17 protein-coding genes are annotated in these 18,856 nt (G+C 70.0%); 11 read left to right on the top strand and 6 right to left on the bottom strand.

Annotation, left to right across the window (positions count from 1 at the left end):
* Nucleotides 1-77: 77 nt before the first annotated feature.
* From RS85_RS08545 to RS85_RS08530, 4 genes are read right to left on the bottom strand one after another with little or no spacing between them, the layout of a single operon-like run.
* Nucleotides 78-1,085 (bottom strand): hypothetical protein, encoded by a 1,008-nt coding sequence (locus RS85_RS08545; protein ID WP_046013077.1) that lies wholly within the window; start codon nucleotides 1,083-1,085, stop codon nucleotides 78-80.
* Complete coding sequence (locus RS85_RS19690) at nucleotides 1,082-2,317, bottom strand: ATP-binding protein (protein ID WP_052703495.1); 1,236 nt, start codon at nucleotides 2,315-2,317, stop codon at nucleotides 1,082-1,084. Before RS85_RS19690 ends, RS85_RS08545 begins: the two co-directional genes overlap by 4 nt.
* Nucleotides 2,307-2,966: a response regulator transcription factor gene (locus RS85_RS08535; RefSeq protein WP_046012997.1), complete on the bottom strand. Its 660-nt coding sequence runs from the start codon at nucleotides 2,964-2,966 to the stop codon at nucleotides 2,307-2,309. The genes RS85_RS19690 and RS85_RS08535 overlap by 11 nt, the downstream gene beginning before the upstream one ends.
* A gap of 43 nt (nucleotides 2,967-3,009) precedes the next feature.
* Nucleotides 3,010-4,257, bottom strand: coding sequence for a class I SAM-dependent RNA methyltransferase (locus RS85_RS08530; RefSeq protein WP_046012996.1), 1,248 nt, complete (start codon nucleotides 4,255-4,257; stop codon nucleotides 3,010-3,012).
* Between the two features lie 23 nt (nucleotides 4,258-4,280).
* On the opposite strand from RS85_RS08530, the gene RS85_RS08525 reads away from it, so the two are divergent.
* The gene (locus tag RS85_RS08525) at nucleotides 4,281-4,919 is read left to right on the top strand and encodes a Maf family protein (RefSeq protein WP_046013075.1); all 639 of its coding nucleotides are present in this window, start codon (nucleotides 4,281-4,283) and stop codon (nucleotides 4,917-4,919) included.
* A 78-nt stretch (nucleotides 4,920-4,997) separates the two neighbouring features.
* Nucleotides 4,998-6,764, top strand: a complete 1,767-nt coding sequence (locus RS85_RS08520; protein ID WP_046012995.1) for an acetyl/propionyl/methylcrotonyl-CoA carboxylase subunit alpha — start codon at nucleotides 4,998-5,000, stop codon at nucleotides 6,762-6,764.
* A 91-nt stretch (nucleotides 6,765-6,855) separates the two neighbouring features.
* Here the strand turns inward: RS85_RS08520 and RS85_RS08515 are convergent, their stop codons facing one another.
* Nucleotides 6,856-8,304, bottom strand: a complete 1,449-nt coding sequence (locus RS85_RS08515) for an NAD(P)H-quinone dehydrogenase (RefSeq protein WP_046012994.1) — start codon at nucleotides 8,302-8,304, stop codon at nucleotides 6,856-6,858.
* Between the two features lie 48 nt (nucleotides 8,305-8,352).
* Between RS85_RS08515 and RS85_RS08510 the strand changes: the two genes are divergently transcribed.
* The 3 genes from RS85_RS08510 to RS85_RS08500 are packed head-to-tail and all read left to right on the top strand — an operon-like array spanning nucleotide 8,353 to nucleotide 11,164.
* A complete protein-coding gene (locus RS85_RS08510) occupies nucleotides 8,353-9,186 on the top strand; it encodes a purine-nucleoside phosphorylase (protein WP_046012993.1) in 834 nt (277 codons plus the stop codon).
* Between the two features lie 41 nt (nucleotides 9,187-9,227).
* The gene (locus RS85_RS08505) at nucleotides 9,228-10,898 is read left to right on the top strand and encodes a phospho-sugar mutase (protein ID WP_046013074.1); all 1,671 of its coding nucleotides are present in this window, start codon (nucleotides 9,228-9,230) and stop codon (nucleotides 10,896-10,898) included.
* A 2-nt stretch (nucleotides 10,899-10,900) separates the two neighbouring features.
* Nucleotides 10,901-11,164 (top strand): HPr family phosphocarrier protein, encoded by a 264-nt coding sequence (locus tag RS85_RS08500; RefSeq protein ID WP_046012992.1) that lies wholly within the window; start codon nucleotides 10,901-10,903, stop codon nucleotides 11,162-11,164.
* A gap of 9 nt (nucleotides 11,165-11,173) precedes the next feature.
* On the opposite strand, the gene RS85_RS08495 is transcribed toward RS85_RS08500, so the two are convergent.
* A complete protein-coding gene (locus RS85_RS08495; protein ID WP_046012991.1) occupies nucleotides 11,174-13,096 on the bottom strand; it encodes a BglG family transcription antiterminator in 1,923 nt (640 codons plus the stop codon).
* A gap of 168 nt (nucleotides 13,097-13,264) precedes the next feature.
* Here RS85_RS08495 and RS85_RS08490 point away from each other — a divergent pair, with 168 nt between their 5' ends.
* Genes RS85_RS08490 through RS85_RS08465 form a run of 6 tightly spaced genes read left to right on the top strand, consistent with a single transcriptional unit; the run spans nucleotide 13,265 to nucleotide 18,767 of the window.
* Nucleotides 13,265-13,582, top strand: a complete 318-nt coding sequence (locus RS85_RS08490) for a PTS sugar transporter subunit IIB (RefSeq protein WP_046012990.1) — start codon at nucleotides 13,265-13,267, stop codon at nucleotides 13,580-13,582.
* Nucleotides 13,579-13,860: an HPr family phosphocarrier protein gene (locus RS85_RS08485; protein ID WP_046012989.1), complete on the top strand. Its 282-nt coding sequence runs from the start codon at nucleotides 13,579-13,581 to the stop codon at nucleotides 13,858-13,860. The genes RS85_RS08490 and RS85_RS08485 overlap by 4 nt, the downstream gene beginning before the upstream one ends.
* Entirely contained in the window at nucleotides 13,857-15,542 is a 1,686-nt protein-coding gene (ptsP, locus tag RS85_RS08480) for a phosphoenolpyruvate--protein phosphotransferase (RefSeq protein ID WP_082087548.1), read from the top strand. The genes RS85_RS08485 and ptsP overlap by 4 nt, the downstream gene beginning before the upstream one ends.
* Nucleotides 15,539-17,161, top strand: a complete 1,623-nt coding sequence (locus RS85_RS08475; RefSeq protein WP_046012988.1) for a PTS mannitol transporter subunit IICB — start codon at nucleotides 15,539-15,541, stop codon at nucleotides 17,159-17,161. Before ptsP ends, RS85_RS08475 begins: the two co-directional genes overlap by 4 nt.
* Nucleotides 17,161-17,592 (top strand): PTS sugar transporter subunit IIA, encoded by a 432-nt coding sequence (locus RS85_RS08470; protein WP_046012987.1) that lies wholly within the window; start codon nucleotides 17,161-17,163, stop codon nucleotides 17,590-17,592. Before RS85_RS08475 ends, RS85_RS08470 begins: the two co-directional genes overlap by 1 nt.
* A gap of 17 nt (nucleotides 17,593-17,609) precedes the next feature.
* Nucleotides 17,610-18,767 carry a mannitol-1-phosphate 5-dehydrogenase gene (locus RS85_RS08465; protein ID WP_046013072.1) on the top strand — a complete coding sequence of 386 codons (1,158 nt, stop codon included), beginning with the start codon at nucleotides 17,610-17,612 and terminating at the stop codon, nucleotides 18,765-18,767.
* The last annotated feature ends 89 nt before the right edge of the window (nucleotides 18,768-18,856 follow it).

Below are 18,856 nucleotides of genomic sequence, written 5' to 3'. Positions count from 1 at the left end.
ACTCGCGGACGGTTTTCGGGTAACTGTCCGCACGGCGAGGGGCAGGCGGCATCGCCGCCGCCCCTCGCCTACTCTCGTCAGACCGACGCGACGTCGCGCAGGATCTCGTGCCAGAGTTCGACCGAGTCATCGTCGCCTGACGAGCGGGCTCCGGCCCGACCGACGACAGTGACGGCGACGCGCGGGTCCTTGGCCGAGCGGATGATGATGCGCCCCGCCTCCGCGTTCGCGAGCGTGACGGCAAGCTCGTCCCTGATCTCGACGCGGCGCTCTTCGTCGATCCCGTCGAGTCCGCCCTCATCGAACACGGTGACGACGACACCTCGTCGCCGCGCGGCTTCGATCGCGTCCCGCACGGCGTCGTTGAGCAGTTCCGCGCCGCGGAGCTCGTCACGGAGCCGCCCCTCGGCCAGACGTGCTTCCAATTGCTCCTGCTCGTCCAGGGCTCCGCGAGAGGCGACGACACGGCTCAGCACGGGCCCTGCCACGGCCAGCGCGAACTGCGTGCGCAGCCGTCGTTCGCGCTGGCGGACGAGTTGGGTGGCATGCCAGGCGGAGACCGCCTGCTGTATCTCGGCGAGTCGCTCGGTGTCTCGGACGGCGCGATCCCAGAACATCACGAGCAGCTGGGCGATCAGGACCCACATGATCGATCCGACGAGCCCGAGATTCAGGGCGACCCCCAGGCCGAGATACGCCGCCGCCGTCACGACGAGCAGAGCCAGAGTGAGCCAGCCGAACACCGGACGACGGCGGACGACGCACACGACGCCGAGCAGTCCCAATCCTCCGATGTACCAGGTGGCGAACGGCTCGGTGCGGTCGGCCGGGTCGAGCGACAACGTGACGAGCGAGGGGATCAGCGCGCTCATGACCACTCCGGGTACGGCTGCCCACACCGGCATCCGCACCGAGGCGGAGTCCACCAGGATGGCGAGGTTCACCACCACGAGGAACAGCCCGATGGCGAGCACCATCAGCAGCGGGGCGGTCGGCTGTTCGATCCACCACACCCCGCGCGCGACGAAGTACATGGCGAAGCCGACGGCGAGCGAGGTGGCGACGCTGCGCACGGTGCGGTTCATGAGCGCTCCCACCCCAGCGTGACGATCGTCCCGTGCTCGCCGGAATCGATGGCCGAGGTCCCCGCGACACCGGCCATCCGCGCGAAGATCGAGGCGCGGATGCCGAGACGGTCGGCGCCGATCTCCTCGATGTCGAATCCCGGCCCCGTGTCCGAGATCGTCACCCGTATCCCTTCGTCGCCGTGCCCCTCGGCGACGATGTGGAGCCCGCGTCCGCTCGCGTGCGCCACCGCGTTGCCGATGGCCTGTCGAGCAGCCAGCACGAGGGCACGGGCGGCACGCCCGGGGATCAGTCCGATGCCGCCGCGCTCCTCGACGATCGCGTCGGCGCCGAGCTCGGACAGCGATCTGCGCAGTTCGACCACGATCTGAGCGGTCCCGACGGGTTCGTCGCTCCCTTCCTCGGCGACGGCGCCCTCGGTGTTGGCCAGACGCGTCAGCGCTTCGCGTGCCATCGCGACGGCCAGCTCACGGGCCCGTTCGCCCTCGGCCCGCTCGCCCGCGATCAGAGCAGCCAGCACGCTGTCGTGCATGAGCGCGGACATCGCCATGCGCTCCTCCTCGGCAGCGGCCGCGGCTGCGGCTGAAGCGTAGGAAGCCACGGCCCGTCCGCGCGCCTCGTCCACCCCGGCGGCCACCGAGCGGAACATCCAGCCGAGCGAGATGATGATCACGCCGAGGATGAGCGTGAAGGACACGTCGAACGCGGTCGTCACCCAGAACTCGCGGGAGAACTCCCCCTGCACGAGCCGCACGTAGCCGTAGACGAAGGGCATGCCGATGGCCCACGCGAACTGGAGACGCACGGGGAACGCGAGCATCGCGGCGACGACGCCGATGTTCACGAGGAAGAAGATCCACGGCTGGTCACCCGCGACCTTGTCCGCCGGGTCGACGATCACCGGCCACGCGGCGAGCGCCAGCACGTACGCGACCGCGAACACGCCGGAGGCCACACGGACGCCGCGCCCGATCAGGCAGGCGACGAGCATCGCGGCGAGCGGCACGAACACCACGACGAGCGCGGCGATGTGCGCGACGTCTGCGGAAGACAACGTGCCGATCGCGGCGATCAGAGCCTGTGCGCCGAGTGCCGCCGAGCCGATCGCGACGACGATCGCGAGGATCCGCTCCATACGCTTGCCCGTGAACCGCTCGAACTCGGTCTCGACCGCACCGGGAGAGGGGATCTTGCTCCAGGCGTCGCGGATGCTGAGCGGGTCAGCGGGCACTCGCGGCCCCGTCGGCGGCGACGATGCCGTCCTCCATGGCCCGGCGGAGCAGGTCCACCTTGGTCGGGGCGGGTCTGCCGACCTCGACGTACTTCACCCGGATCCGGGTGATGTTCTCCTTCGCGGTGGAATAGGCGACTCCGAGACGCTCGGCCACAGCCTTGAGCGGCAGCCCCGTCGCATAGAGCCGGAGCACTTCGCGCTCACGGGTCGACAGCTGCGCGTCGGCGAAGGCACGGTCGCCGTCGACCGCGCTGGCCCACTCGACGTTGTTCAACGCCTCACCCTGCGCGACGGTGCGGATCGCGTCGAGCACGTCGTCGAGCGCGGAGGACTTGCTGACGACACCCGCTGCTCCCGCGGAAAGCGCCTCGCGGACCGCGGCCGGGCGGTCGGCCACGCTGTGGATCACGACGCTCGCACCGTCCCCGACGAGCGAGTGGACGTTCTCGGTCACGGTCGTGCCGTCGCCGAGCGTGAGGTCGAGGACGACGACATCCGCAGGCGCAGCACCCGTCCCGCGTCGCCACTGGAGGTACGAGCTGACAGTGCTTCCCGAGAAGACCACGGTCTGCGCATCGCGCGCGCACGCGGCCTCGAGGCCGAGGCGAACGGACTCGTGATCGTCGATGAGTGCGACCGTGCTCATCCGCCCAGCCTAGTGAGTCTCAGCGGACCGCCCGCCAGCGCGGTCAGCGGGTGAGCAGTGCGACGACCTCGAAGTGGTGCGAATGCGGGAACAGATCGAAGCCGCGAAGCGTCGGCACCTTCCAGCCGAGGCCTCGGAAGGTGCCGAGATCGCGGGCGAGCGCGACCGGATCGCAGGCCACGTAGGCGATCGCCTCGGGGGCGAGGGCATGCACGGCCTCGACGACCGCTCGCCCGGCACCCGCTCGCGGCGGATCCAGGATGACAGCGCCCGTCCGTCCGTTGTTCTTGACCCCGGAGAGGAACCGGTCGACTCGGGCCGTCACCGCGGTGACGTCGAGGGGAGCGAGGTTCGCGGCCGCATGCTCGGTGGCGCGAGCGCTCGACTCGACCGTGACGATGTCGGTGCCGCCGAGGTCGGCGAGGGTCGCGGCGAAGAGTCCGACACCGCCGTAGAGGTCGTAGTGCGTCCTGTCGTCATCCACATGCCCGTCGAGGATGCCGTACACCGCGGCGTCGAGCACGGATGCCGCCCGCGAGTGCACCTGCCAGAACCCCGTGGAGTCGACCTGGAAGCGCCGATCGCCCACGACCTCGCGGATCACCTCGGGGGTCGGACGACGTCGGAAGCCGCGCGCGACGCGGGCGGGGCGCTCGGTCTCCTCGCGCCGGATGATGCGCACCTGGCCGTCCGCAGGCTCGACGAGTTCGATGCGTCCGGGCGCCTCGCCGCGCAGCGCGAGGGCGGCCTCGGCGATGGCAGGACGCGAGAGCGGGTACGAGGAGACGGGGATGACGCGGTGGCTGCGGGCGGCGAACGGCCCCACCTCACCGGCATCGTCGACGTGCAGGGTGACGCGGGTGCGCCACGCGGTGCCGTCCCCGGATTCGACGGCCTCGATCTCGGGGGCGACGAGGCCGGGGCCTGCGAAGCGGTCGAGCGCTTCGGTCAGCACCTGACGCTTGAGCACCCGCTGGTGCTCGAGGGCGATGTGACCGAGATCCGCTCCTCCCGGACGGTCCGCAGGATCGCGGGAGAGGTCGGCCTCGGGCCAGATGTGCGGACGGCGATGCTCGGAGGCGTCGAGCACCTTGAGGGTCTCGGCGCGCCAGAAGCTGCGCGTCGAGGCATCCGCGCCCTCACCGGACGGGATCAGCCTGGCGCGCACGCGCTCCCCAGGGATCGCATCCGACACGAAGACGACACGCCCTTCGTGGCGGGCGATGAACGTGCCACCATGCGCGATCCCGGTGATGTCGAGGTCGAGCACGTCGGCTGGGGAGGAAGTCATCCTTCGAGGATACGGTGGTGAACATGCGCGTCTGCCTCGCCTCCACCTCTCCCGCCCGCCTGATGCTGCTGCGACAGGCCGGCATCGAGCCGCTGACACTCTCCCCCGACGTGGACGAGGATGCCGTCGCGGTGGCCGCGACGGCGGAGCGTGGCGCGGACCTCCCTCCCGAGGAGCTCGTGCTGCTGCTCGCCCGCGCGAAGGCCGCTGACGTCGCCCGGCGACTGACGGAGGAGGGCGCCTTCGACGGTCTCGTCATCGGCGGCGACTCGATGTTCGCGCTGGCGGGACGCGTGTACGGCAAGCCGTACACGCCGGAGGAGGCGACCAGGCGCTGGCAGGAGATGCGCGGTGCCACCGGCATCCTGCACTCCGGGCATTCCGTGTACCGCGTGTCCCCGGGCGCCGAGCTCGTCGAGGCCACCGCGGTCGCCGCGGCATCCGTCACGTTCGCCGAGGACATCGCCGACGAGGAGATCGCCGCCTACGTCGCCTCGGGCGAGCCGCTGCTGGTCGCCGGCGCCTTCACCGTCGACAGCCTGGGCGGCGCCTTCATCACGCGGGTGGACGGGGATCCCTCGACCGTCGTCGGCATGTCGCTCTCGACGATCCGGCGCCTGGCCGGGCAGCTCGGCGTCCGCTGGACGGACCTCTGGTCGTAGACTCCCGTCGACGTTTCCGGCTCTTTCTTGTGGAGGGTCGTCAAAAGGATCGAGCGGCTTCTCGCTAGGCTGGCAACCATGCCTGCTATCGCCAAGGTGCTCATCGCCAACCGCGGCGAGATCGCCGTCCGCATCATCCGCGCCGCCCGGGACTCGGGAATCGCCTCGGTCGCCGTCTACGCCGATCAGGATCGTGACGCGCTGCACACCCGTCTCGCCGACGAGGCGTTCGCGCTCGGAGGTGCGACGAGCGCTGCGACCTATCTCCAGATCGAGAAGATCCTGTCCGTGGCCCGCCGCGCCGGAGCGGATGCCGTGCACCCGGGCTACGGCTTCCTCGCGGAGAACGCCGAATTCGCCCGCGCCGTGATCGACGCCGACATGATCTGGATCGGCCCGTCGCCTGCCGCGATCGAAGCCCTCGGCGACAAGGTGACGGCACGTCACGTCGCGGAGAAGGTCGGGGCTCCCCTGGCACCGGGCACCCCCGGTCCGGTCGAGACGGCCGAAGAGGTCATCGCCTTCGCGAAGGAGTTCGGCCTGCCGATCGCCATCAAGGCGGCCTACGGCGGTGGCGGCCGCGGTCTCAAGGTCGCCCGCGAGCTCGACGAGGTCGCCGAGATGTTCGAGTCCGCGACGCGTGAAGCGGTCGCCGCCTTCGGCCGCGGCGAATGCTTCGTGGAGAAGTACCTCGACAAGCCGCGACACGTCGAGACGCAGTGCCTCGCGGATGCCGCGGGCAACGTCGTGGTCATCTCGACGCGCGACTGCTCGCTGCAGCGCCGCCACCAGAAGCTGGTCGAGGAGGCTCCGGCGCCGTTCCTCACGACAGAGCAGAACGACCTGCTCTACTCGGCGTCCAAGGCCATCCTGAAAGAGGTCGGCTACGTCGGAGCCGGCACCTGCGAGTTCCTGATCGGGGCCGACGGCACCGTCTCGTTCCTCGAGGTCAACACGCGTCTGCAGGTCGAGCACCCCGTCTCGGAAGAGGTCACCGGCATCGACCTGGTGCGCGAGCAGTTCCGCATCGCCGCCGGCGGCACGATCGACTACGACGACCCGACCCCGCAGGGCCACTCGATCGAGTTCCGCATCAACGGCGAAGACCCGGGCCGCGGGTTCCTCCCCCAGCCCGGCCCCATCCACGTCTTCAAGACGTTCGGCGGCCCCGGTATCCGTCTCGATTCCGGCGTCACCGCCGGCGACTCCGTCTCGGGCGCGTTCGACTCGCTCCTGGCGAAGATCGTCGTCACCGGCAAGAACCGCGCCGAGGCGCTGGAGCGCTCGCGCCGTGCCCTCGACGAGTTCGAGGTCTCCGGCATGCCGACCGTCCTCCCCTTCCACCGCAAGGTCGTGCGCGACCCGGCGTTCACCGCGGAGAACGGCGAATTCGGCATCTTCACCCGCTGGATCGAGACCGAGTTCGTGAATGACATCCCCGCGTGGGACGGCGAACTCGAGTCGCCGGCATCCAGCGGCTCGCGCCACACTGTCGTCGTCGAGGTGTCCGGAAAGCGGCTCGAGGTCAGCCTCCCCGATCGCGTCGCGGCCCCCGCCGGCACCTCCGGCCGTCCGGCCGCCGTGCCGCCCTCTCGCCGCAGCCACGCCACCACCGTCAACGCGGGTGCTGCAGGCGACGCCGTGAAGTCGCCGATGCAGGCGACGATCGTCAAGATCGCCGTCGAGGACGGACAGCAGGTCGTCAAGGGCGACCTCGTCGTGGTGCTCGAGGCCATGAAGATGGAGCAGCCGCTGCAGGCGCACAAGGACGGCGTCGTCGGCAACATCAGCGCGGATGCCGGTGCCACGGTCTCCGCGGGTCACCAGCTGCTCACGATAAGCTGACGCGGCGTTTCGACCGTTTCGTCTCGTCGCTGCGCTCCTCGCTCAACGACCGGTTCTCGGTCGTTGAGCGAGCGGAGCGAGACGAAACGCCTCAGGAGATGTAGCCCAGGTGCATCGCGCGGCTGGCGTCGGTGATACTGCTCGACAGCGACGGGTACGCGGCGAAGACGCGGGAGACCTGATCGACCGTGAGACGCCGTTCCACGGCGACCGCGATCGGGTAGATGAGCTCGGAGGCCTTCGGCGCCACGATCACACCGCCGATCACCGTGCCCGACCCCTTGCGCGCGATGATCTTCACGAAGCCGTCCTTGATACCCATCATCTTCGCGCGAGGGTTGGCGGCGAGCGGCAGCTTGTAGACCAGGCCGTCGGCGATGCCGTCTTCGACATCCTTCTCGGAGTAGCCGACCGTGGCGATCTCGGGTGCCGTGAAGATGTTCGAGGTGATCTTGATCAGCTCGAGCGGGATGACGATGTCGCCCAGCGCGTGGAACACCGCGGTGCGTCCCTGCATGGAGGCGACGGATGCCAGCGGGAAGAAGTTGGTGCAGTCTCCGACGGCGTACACATTCGGCACGGAGGTGCGCGCGACCTTGTTGACCCGCACGTGGCCCGACTCGTTGAGTTCGACGCCGGCCTCCTCGAGTCCGATCCCGGCGGTGTTCGGGATGGAGCCGACCGCCATCAGGCAGTGGCTGCCCTCGACGGTCCGACCGTCCGAGAGCGTGACCGTCACGCCCTCCTTCGTGGCCTCGACCTTGTCGGCGCGGGACTTCGAGAGCACCGTCATCCCGCCGCGCTTGAAGACCTTCTCCAGCACGTGGGCCGCATCCTTGTCTTCGCCGGGCAGCACCTGGTCGCGGCTGGAGACGAGCGTGACCTTCGCGCCGAGGTTCATGTAGGCGGAGGCGAACTCCGCGCCCGTCACGCCGGACCCCACGACGATGAGGTGCTCGGGGAGGGCCTTCATGTCGTACAGCTGCGTCCAGGTGAGGATGCGCTTGCCATCGGGCTTGGCGGAATCCAGCTCGCGCGGCGAGGCGCCGACGGCGACGATGATCGTGTCGGCCTCCACCCGGTCGAAGTCGGTGCCGTCCTGCCCGGTGGAGACGATGATCGCGGTGGCGCCCTCCAGGCGGCCGTGACCGGAGAGGATGCGCACGCCCGCGTCCATCAGGGTCGCGCGCATGTCCTCGGACTGCTGACCGGCGAGCGCGACCAGCCGCTTGTTCACAGCGGCCAGGTTGATCGCGATCTCGGGCTTGAGCGGCTTGCCGGTGTCGCCCTTGGCGTAGAAGTTCACGCCCAGGTCGCTCGCCTCGGAGATGGCGACGGCCGCGTCGGCCGTCGCGATCAGGCTCTTCGAGGGCACGACGTCGGTCAGGACGGCGGCTCCGCCGACACCCACCCGCTCGATCAGCGTCACCTCGGCTCCGAGCTGGGCGGCCGCCAGGGCCGCCTCGTATCCGCCGGGTCCGCCGCCGAGGACGGCGACGCGCTGAGTGCGCTCGAAAGGGGTGGAAGTCATGGAATCCATTCTTCCGCAATCCTGGCCCCCGAGCTTGCACCTTCCTAGAGTGGATCCATGCCCGAAACCCACAGCAACCCCCTCGACGACCCGACCGCGAACCCGTTCGAGGTCGCTGCACAGGCCGCCGCCGACATCGCGCGCCTGACCGGAGTCGAGAAGCACGACATCGCCCTCACCCTCGGCAGCGGCTGGGGCAAGGCCGCCGACATCATCGGCGAGACCGTCGCGACCGTCCCCGCCACCGAGGTGACCGGATTCTCGAAGCCCGCTCTGGAGGGCCATGTCGGCACGCTCCGCAGCATCCGCACCCCCGGCGGGAAGAACGTGCTGGTGATCGGCGCTCGCACCCACTACTACGAGGACCACGGCGTGCGCCGGGTCGTGCACAGCGTCCGTACCGCCGCCGCCACGGGGGCGAAGATCATGGTCCTGACCAATGGTGCCGGCGGCATCCGCGAGACGTGGACGCCCGGGCAGCCCGTGCTGATCAGCGACCACATCAACCTCACGGCCGACTCGCCTCTCGAAGGTGCGACCTTCATCGACCTGACCGACCTCTACGCGAAGCGACTGCGCGACATCGCTCGAACGATCGACCCGTCGCTGGACGAGGGCGTCTACACGCAGTTCCGCGGACCGCACTACGAGACCCCGGCCGAGGTGCAGATGGCGAAGCACATCGGCGGGCACATCGTCGGCATGTCCACCGCCCTCGAGGCGATCGCCGCGCGCGAAGCCGGCATGGAGATTCTCGGCTTCTCGCTCATCACGAACCTCGCCGCCGGCATCCAGCAGACCCCGCTCAGCCACGCCGAGGTCATCGAGGCGGGCCGCGAGGCCGAACCCGTGATCTCCGCGCTCCTCGCCAAGGTGGTCGAGGCACTGTGAGCGAGCAGCAGGTGAGCGAGCAGCAGGTGAGCGAGCAGCAGGTGAGCGACGAGCTGCTGGCCACGGCGCGCGCCTGGCTCCGCCAGGATCCGGACCCCGAGACGCGCGACGAGCTCGCCGGCCTGATCACGCGCGCCGGAGGTGGCGACACCACCGCCGTGGCGGATCTGGACGACCGCTTCGGTGCGCGTCTCGCCTTCGGCACCGCGGGTCTGCGCGGAGAGCTCGGCGCGGGCAGCAACCGGATGAACCGCGTGCTGGTGGCACAGGCGGCCGCGGGTTTCGCAGCCTACCTCCGGCAGAAGTCGCAGGGCGGGACTCCCACCGTCGTGATCGGCTACGACGGTCGCCGCAACTCGCGCCGGTTCGCCACCGACTCGGCGGAGCTGTTCGCCGGTGCCGGACTCCGGGCGATCCTGCTGCCCCGGCTGCTGCCGACCCCCGTGCTGGCCTTCGCGGTGCGTCATCTGGGGGCGGATGCCGGTGTCATGGTCACCGCCAGCCACAATCCGCCGAACGACAACGGCTACAAGGTGTACCTCGGCGGGTCCGACCAGGGGTCGCAGATCGTCGCGCCCGCGGATGCCGAGATCGCCGCGCACATCCAGCGGGTCGCGGATGACGCCGACGCGTCGCTCCTCCCCCGTTCGACCGCGTACGAGACAGCCGGCGACGAGATCGTCGAGGCGTACATCTCGGCGACCGCTGCGGTCGCTCCGGCACCGGCAGGGGCGTCGGCGCTGCGCTGGGTCTACACCGCGATGCACGGCGTGGGCTGGGAGACGCTGTCGCGCATCCTGAGGGCGGCGGGCTATCCGCAGCCGGTGGTCGTCGACGAGCAGCTGAAACCCGACGCCACGTTCCGCACGGTCTCGTTCCCGAATCCCGAGGAACCGGGGGCGATGGATCTCTCGTTCGCCACGGCCCGCCGCGCCCGCGCGGACTTCATCCTCGCGAACGACCCTGATGCCGACCGGCTCGCGCTCGCGATCCCCGACGACACCGTGCCTGGCGGGTGGCGGCGCCTGACCGGGAACGAGGTGGGACTGTTGCTCGGCGCCCGCGCGGCGCGTGCCGCCGCCGGAACCCCCGGAGCGTCGCTCGCGTGCTCGCTGGTCTCCTCCCCCGGTCTCGGAGCCGTCGCCGCTCACCACGGTCTCGATTTCCATGAGACCCTGACCGGCTTCAAGTGGATCTCGCGGGCCCCCGGCATCGTCTTCGGTTTCGAGGAGGCTCTCGGCTACCTGGTCAACCCGGAGACGGTCCGCGACAAGGACGGCATCTCCGCCGCGATCGCCATCCTCGGCCTGGCCGCCGAGGCCCACGGACGTGGAGCGACGCTCGCCGACCTCCTCCGCGAGCTGGGAGAGACCTACGGCCACTTCGCCAGCGGGCAGGTCTCGGTGCGCGTCGACGACCTCTCCGTGATCGGGAACGTCATGCTGGCCTTGCGCACGCTGCCGCCGACGCAGATCGCGGGCCGGTCGATCGCCTCGGTCGAGGATCTGCTGCACGTAGGGCCGGGGCAGCCGTCCGGCGATGTGCTGCGGTACCGCCTCACCGACGGCTCCCGTGTGATCGTGCGACCGAGCGGCACCGAGCCGAAGCTCAAGGTCTACATCGACGCCCGTGCAGAATCCGCCGACGGCGCCATCGCGGCGGTGGCGGAGCTCGAGACCGGCGTGCGGGCACTGCTCGACGAGCGTTCCTGACGATGCCGAGCAGACGAGTCATCGTCAGCGCCCACAACGGCGTGCACGCCCGGCCGGTCGCCGAGCTCGTGCGACTCGCGCAGTCGCACGAGCGGGCGATCACTCTCCGCACCGCTGACGGGTCGACGGTCGACCTCAGCAGCGTGCTGGCCGTGATGGACCTCGCGATCGGCCCGGGCGACGCCGTCGTGCTCGAGACGGCGGAGTCGGCGTCGGCTCATACGGTGCTCGATCAGCTGGCCGAGGTGCTCGACCCTCGAGCGTGAGCGGTTCGATCAGCCGTCGATGACGGCGACGAGCTCGTCGAGAAAAGCCTCGAAGGTCGTTCCCCGGCGGACGATGCGCTGCACGCTCTCGCGCTCGCTGAACACCTCGACGAGCTGCTCGAACACGGTCTGGAACGCGGCGCGGTCGCTCTCGCTGAAGGCCGCGAGCGCGACGACCTGCACGCGACCGCCGCCCCACGCCGCCGAGCCGTCGGCGACCCCGATCGCGATGGCCGTGCGTGTCGCCGTCATCTGCAGCGCATGCGGCACCGCGAGAGCATCCGTGAACGCGGTCGACGACATCCGCTCTCGGAGGATGGTGTTCTCGACGTAGTCCTCGCCGATGAGACCGGCGTCGACGAGCAGCCCGCCGAGGCGCCGGATGATCGCCTCCTCCCCCTCGTCGGGGAGCGGGAAGACGAAGGCATCTGCGTCGAAGTAGCGCGCGAGTTCGCCGCGGAGGCGGGTGAGCCTGCGGCCGCGGCGGACCCGCGCTGCGGCCTGCTGGATGCGGTCGACGTCGGCATCCGTGAGGAACGGCTGGATGCGGACGAAGCGATCGCCGGGCGACCCCGGCTCGATGGTGCTGAGGACGAGATCGGTGTCGAACGACGCCCAGTCCGGGTCGACGTTGGTGATCACGCTGGTCACCTCGATGGCGGAACCGAGGGACCGGTCGACGCTCGAGCGCAGCAGCTCATGCAGCTCGTAGTAGCCGGGGCAGACGATGGTCGCCGTCAGGATGGACTCCGCCTTCCTGCTGCGTTCCAGGCGGCCGCCGACGTGCATGGCGATGTAGGCGATCTCGTCGTCGTGGATCGGCGTGCCGACGCGGTCGTGCAGCCCGCTCGCGATCGAGACCGCGACCTCGAAGATCATCGGGTAGGTCGTCTTGAGCGAGCGGGTGAGCGGGTTGCGGGTCAGCGCGCTCTCCTCAGCTCGCCGCAACAGGTTCTGCACATGCAGGGCGAGCCGCAGGACGAAGGTCTCGTCGACGAGGTCGACCTGGTAGTCCTCGGCGGCGCGGGCGATCTCGGCCCGAACGGCCGCTTCCACCTCGGGTTCCACTCCGCTGCGCGCGACATCGCGCGTGGCATCCTCCCCCGGTGCGACGATCCGTGTGAGGACGAGCGAGGCGAGGTGGCTGCTGTCGCCCTCGCCGAGCACGACGTCGAAGTTCTCCTCGGCGAGACGCGCGATGACAGCCCCGACCCGGGGGATCTCCTCCCGGGCACCGACCGGCGATGAATCCAGCGCGTGACCTGCGGCGACCCTCTCCGCGGCGATCGCGATGTGCAGCAGCACGTCCGCGATCGCGAGTTCGTTCACGTAGTAGCCGAGCTCGCCGAGCTCGCGAACGAGCGCGGTCTTGAACGGCCCGACGGCGTGTGCGGCGACGGCACTGCCCGACAGGGCGCGGCGGAACGTCTCCGGGTGGAAGGAGGCATCGTCCATCTCGTCGTGGGCCAGCCTGCTGAGCAGGCGCCGCTGGGCCGTCTCGTTGCCCCGCAGCCGCACCGTCTCGCGCTCGCGCTCCAGCGCGAGGTCGGTGCCGTCGAGCAGACCCCGGACGCGCACGAGGTCCGCCTCCAGCGTCGCCTCGCTCACGTGCAGGTCATCTGCGGTGTCGAAGACGTCGATGCCGGCGGGTACATCGAGGAGCGTGCGCACCAGCGCGTGCAAGCGGTCGCGCGGCGCCGACTCCCCGGTCTGCCGCAGGCGGATCGCGCCGCGGGCGCCGGGACCGGCCCGGTATCCCGCCGGTCCCGATTCGATCACCCCGGCGCCGGGCGTGCGGGCGTTGAGCGCGGCGACATAGGAGCGGATGCTGCGCGGCGTGACGCCGAGCATGTCGGCCAGGCTCGCGGCGGTCGCCCATCCCTCCTGCCGGAGCAGGGTGGCGAGGAGCAGGTCCTGACGCTGTCGCGACATGATCCTCCCGCTCTCCCTGCTGACTGCACTGTCCTCGCGTGCTCTCCATGATGTCAGCTACGGGCGCGCCGGTGCGCGGAAGCCGCCGTTCCGCAGGGGCGGAAAGGAACCTGTTGGCGCGAGACCCCCTCCCGTTCACAGACTGTTCTCAGGAAGGTGGAACGATCGATGAGGATCCTCGTGGTGTGCGGCGCCGGTGCGTCCAGCACGTTCGTCGCCCAGCGTCTCCGGCGCGCGGCGACCAATGCCGGTCTGGATTGGGATGCCTCCGCAGGGATGGAGCATTCCGTCCCCGGAAGCGACCATGACCTGATCCTCGTCGGCCCGCATCTCGCCGATCGCCTCGATGTGATCCGCCAGCACGCGCACTCCCCCGTCGCGGTGCTGCCGGACGACGTGTTCGCCGACCGCGACGGCGCGCTCACGCTCGCCTTCGCGCGCTCCTTCCTCGACGACCTCAGGACCACCCCGAAAGGAACACCATGACCGCCACACGCACCGTTCGGATCGGCTCCTCCCACGGACTGCACGCGCGGCCGGCGAAGCTCTTCGCGCAGGCCGCCAAGGAGTCGGGCCTCGCCGTCACGATCGCGAAGGACTCCGGCAAGCCCGTGAACGCCGCGAGCATCCTCGGCGTGATCTCGCTCGCGGTGGAATACGGCGACTACGTGACGCTCACCGCCGAGGGCGACGGCGCCGAAGGCGTGCTGGACACCCTCACCGAACTGCTCACGACCGACCACGACCAGGACGCCGCCGGATGAGCGAGCTCCGCGGCGTCGGCATCGGCCTCGGAGTCGCCCAGGGCACCGTCATCCGGATGACCGAGGCGATGCCGGCGCCCGAGAACACTCCGAGCACCGTCGGTGCCGAGGCCGAGCGCGCCAGGGTGCGCGAGGCCATCGCGGTCGTCGCCCGGGAACTGACCGCGCGCGGCGAGACCGCGGGCGGTTCGGCGCAGGAGGTGCTCGAGGCTCAAGCGATGATCGCCGAGGACCCCACGCTGCAGGACGAGGTCGACGAGCGCATCGATGCGGGGGCCACCGCTGAATGGGCCGTGCACGACGCCTTCGCCGGCTTCCGCGCGACGCTGGAAGCTGTCGGCGGCTACCTCGGCGAGCGCGCCGCCGACCTCGACGACATCGCGCAGCGGGTGCTCGCCGGCCTGCGCGGGGTGGACGCGCCCGGAGTCCCCGACCCGGGGCATCCGTTCGTGCTCGTGGCACGCGACCTCGCACCGGCCGACACGGCACTGTTGAACCTCGACCAGGTGCTCGGACTCATCACGGTCGACGGCGGACCGACCTCGCACACGGCGATCCTCGCCCGCGAGAAGGGCATCGTCGCGATCGTGGGCGTCGCGGACGGCTTCTCGCTCGTCAACGGCGAGACGGTGATCGTGGATGCTGCAGCCGGTGTCGTGACGACCGACCCGTCGACGGAGGACACGGATCGGGCGGCGCAGCGCGCGGCCGCTCGCCAGTCCGCCGACGCGGCACCGACGACTCCCGGCGCCCTCGCCGACGGCACGCCGATCGCGCTGCTGGCCAACCTGGGGAAGCCCGCGGACGCGGCCGATGCGGTCGAACGGGGGGCCGAGGGCGTCGGGCTCTTCCGCACCGAGTTCCTGTTCCTCTCGTCGTCGCAGGCGCCCACGGTCTCGCAGCAGCGCGAGTCCTACCGCGAGCTCCTGGCAGCTTTCCCCGGCAAGAAGGTGGTCGTGCGGATGCTCGACGCCGGGGCCGACAAGCCGCTCGCGTTCCTCAACGACGCGCACGAGGAGAATCCCGCACTGGGTCTCCGCGGCATCCGCGCACTGCGGGCGAGCGAGGACATCCTGCGCGAGCAGCTGACCGCTCTCGCCGAGGCGGAGGCCGAGACGGATGCCGACCTGTGGGTCATGGCGCCGATGATCGCGACCGTCGAGGAGACGATCTACTTCACCACTCTCGCCCGCGAATACGGGCTGAAGACCGCCGGGGTCATGGTCGAGGTTCCCTCGAGCGCTCTGCTGGCCGACCGAGTGCTCGCGCACGCCGACTTCGCGTCGATCGGCACCAACGACCTCACGCAGTACACGATGGCTGCCGATCGGATGCTCGGCTCTGTGGCCGCCTTCCAGAACCCGTGGCATCCGGCCGTGCTCCGTCTCGTGCGCGAGGTCGGAGCCGCGGGCGCACGCCTCGGCAAGCCGGTCGGGATCTGCGGCGAGGCCGCCGCCGATCCCCTGCTCGCGGTCGTCCTCGTCGGCCTCGGGGCGACGAGTCTGTCGATGGCTCCCTCCGCCCTGGCGGACGTCCGGCACACCCTCTCCGAACACACCCTCGACGAGGCCCGCAGCCTCGCCGAGACAGCTCTTGCGGCTGACGATGCCGACAGCGCACGCCAGGCCGTGGTCGAAGCCACAGCATCCCTCCCCTCCCACCAGAAAGAGACGACATCATGACGACGACGTCACCAGCCGCCACGAAGACAGGCGGCGGCCTCCGAACAGGCGTGCAGCGCGTAGGCACGTTCCTGTCCGGCATGATCATGCCCAACATCGCGGCGTTCATCGCGTGGGGCTTCATCACCATGCTGTTCATCCCGGACGGCTTCTTCGGCGCGCGCAGCCCGTTCGGCTGGCATTGGGCCGGCGTCGCCGAGATCGTCGGCGGCGGTGGCGACTCCGCCATCATCGGATGGCAGGGCGCCATGACGTCGGTCGCCGAGGGCGATGGCGGGAACATCCTCGCCTATGTCGGCCTGGTCGGTCCGATGGTGACCTACCTGCTGCCGCTACTCATCGCCAACACCGCCGGCCGCATGGTCTACGGCGAGCGCGGCGGCGTGGTCGCGACCATCGCGACGATGGGCGTCATCGTCGGCACGAACATCCCGATGTTCCTCGGAGCGATGATCATGGGGCCGCTCGCCGCCTGGATCACCAAGCAGATGGACCGGCTCTGGGACGGCAAGATCCGTCCGGGCTTCGAGATGCTGGTCAACAACTTCTCCGCCGGCATCCTCGGCATGATCCTCGCGATCTTCGGCTTCTTCGCGTTCGGACCGGTGATGCTCGGCATCAGCGCCGTGCTCGGTGCGGCGGTGGACTGGCTGGTGACGCTGAGCCTGCTCCCGCTCGTCTCGATCATCGTCGAGCCGGCGAAGGTCCTGTTCCTCAACAACGCGATCAACCACGGCGTGTTCACGCCGCTCGGCATCGAGCAGGCCGCGGAGACCGGCAAGTCGATCCTGTTCCTCATCGAGGCGAACCCCGGCCCCGGCCTCGGTCTGCTGCTCGCGTTCTCGTTCTTCGGCGTGGGCGTCGCGAAGGCGTCGGCTCCCGGCGCTGCGATCATCCAGTTCTTCGGAGGCATCCACGAGATCTACTTCCCGTATGCGCTGAGCAAGCCGACCACGATCCTCGCGCTGATCGCGGGTGGAGCGGCCGGCGTCACCACGAACATGATCCTCGGCGGCGGGCTCGCCTTCCCGGCGGCTCCCGGCAGCATCATCGCCGTCACGGCTGCGGCTTTGGGCGCCGGTGTCGGCAACCTCCTGGTCGTCTACCTCTCGGTGATCATCGCCGCCGTGGTGACCTTCCTCATCACCGGCGTCATCCTGCGGGCCTCGCGCAAGCGCGACCTCGCAGCCGAGGGTGACTCCTTCGGAGCCGCGATCGCGCAGACCGAGGCGAACAAGGGCAAGTCCTCCGCGGCGATGGATGCCCTGCGGGCCTCCTCGGCAGCGGGCGCCGCCGGCGCCGCGACGGGCGTCGCCACTGACCGCCGGATCGAGAACGTCGTGTTCGCATGCGACGCCGGGATGGGCTCCTCCGCTATGGGCGCGAGCGTCCTGCGGAATAAGTTCAAGAAAGCCGGAGTCGAGGGCGTCACCGTCACGAACCAGTCCATCGCAAACCTCGACGGCACGGCCGACCTCGTGATCACGCAGCAGCAGTTGACCGATCGCGCGAAGGCACAATCTCCGAACTCGGTCCATGTGTCGGTCGACAACTTCATGAACGCACCGCAGTACGAAGAGGTCGTCGAGATGGTGCGCGAACAGCGAAAGGAATCATGATGAGCGTTCTGACCCTCGGGCAGGTCCGCATCCACTCCGGCACCACCACCCAGGATGCCGCCCTGCAGGAGGCCACCGACATCCTGGTGTCGGCCGGCGCCGTCACCCCGGCATACGTCGACGCGATGCATCAGCGCGAAGCGACGGTCTCCACCTACATGGGCAACGGCCTCGCGATCCCGCACGGCACGAACGAGACCAAGGACGCGATCCTCGGATCGGCTCTGTCGGTCGTCCGCTACGACGGCGGCGTCGACTGGGCCGGGGAGCAGGCCACGTTCGTGGTCGGCATCGCCGGTCGCGGCGACGAGCACCTCGAGATCCTGTCCCAGATCGCGATCCTGTTCTCGGACGAGGACGACGTCGAGAAGCTCAACGCGGCTCAGACGCCGGAAGAGCTGTTCGCGTTGCTGTCCGCCGTCAACGAGTGATGGTCGGTGAACCGGGGATGAAAGCTGTCCACTTCGGCGCCGGCAACATCGGGCGCGGCTTCGTCGGCCTGCTGCTGCACGAGGGCGGGTACGAGGTCGTGTTCTCCGATGTCGCCGACGCCCTCGTCGACGCCATCAACGCGGTCGACGAGTACACCGTGCACGAGGCGGGGCCCGGCGGCGTGGATCACGTCGTCACCGGGTTCCGTGCGGTCAACAGCCGCACCGACCCGGATGCGCTCACGCGGGAGATCGCGACGGCCGATGTCGTCACGACCGCCGTGGGTCCGACCGTGCTGCGGTTCGTCGCTCCGGCGATCGTCGCAGGCCTCGCCCGGCGCTCTCCGGACGCCTCGCCCCTGCAGGTGATGGCCTGCGAGAACGCGATCGGTGCGACCGACCTGCTCCGCACCGAGATCGAGTCGGCGGCAGGAGCGGATGCCGGAGCGCTGATGTCTCGCGCCGTGTTCGCGAACACCGCTGTCGACCGCATCGTTCCGGCGCAGCCCGCCGGCGGCGGCGTGGACGTCACGGTGGAACCGTACTTCGAGTGGGCGATCGAGTCGGTGCCCTTCGGGGGCGAGCTGCCGCGCATCCCCGGAGCGCACTTCGTCGACGACCTCGCTCCGTTCATCGAGCGCAAGCTGTTCACGGTGAACACCGGGCACGCGGCGACGGCGTACTTCGGCGCTCATGCCGGGATCGAGCGCATCTCCGACGCGCTCGCCGACCCCGAGATCGCCGCGCGCGTCTCGGCGGCGCTGGAGGAGACATCGGCGGTCCTGGTGGCCGAGCACGGCCTGGATCCGGACGATCTCGCCGCGTATCGGGCGACGATCCTCGAGCGGTTCCGCAACCCGGAGCTGGTCGACACCGTCCAGCGCGTCGGTCGTCAGCCGATGCGGAAGATCTCGCGGAACGAACGCTTCATCGGCCCCGCTGCGATGGCCGCCGAGCGCGGCCTGCTTTCGGATGCTCTGGTCGCCGCGGTCGCGGCGGCGCTGGAGTTCGATGACGCCGAGGACGAGCAGTCTCTGGAACTCCAGCGCCTGCTGCGCTCGGAGGACGCCCGCGACCTCACCGAGCTCGTCACGGGCCTCGACCCCGAGCATCCGCTGTTCCCGTCCGTGCAGGAAGCCGTCGCAGCGCGTCAGGAGGCCGTTCGCGAGGCATGACCCGCTCTGCTCCGTGATCGTCCTCGCCCACCCGTTACGATCGGGAGGTCGGGGGCGATTTCGCGAGCACCGGATTTCACGCACGACGA

This window comes from Microbacterium sp. SA39 (genome assembly GCF_000967865.1).
Taxonomy (GTDB): domain Bacteria; phylum Actinomycetota; class Actinomycetes; order Actinomycetales; family Microbacteriaceae; genus Microbacterium.
Note: the sequence above shows the minus strand (reverse complement) of the source record. Positions and strands in the feature narration are given on the sequence as shown.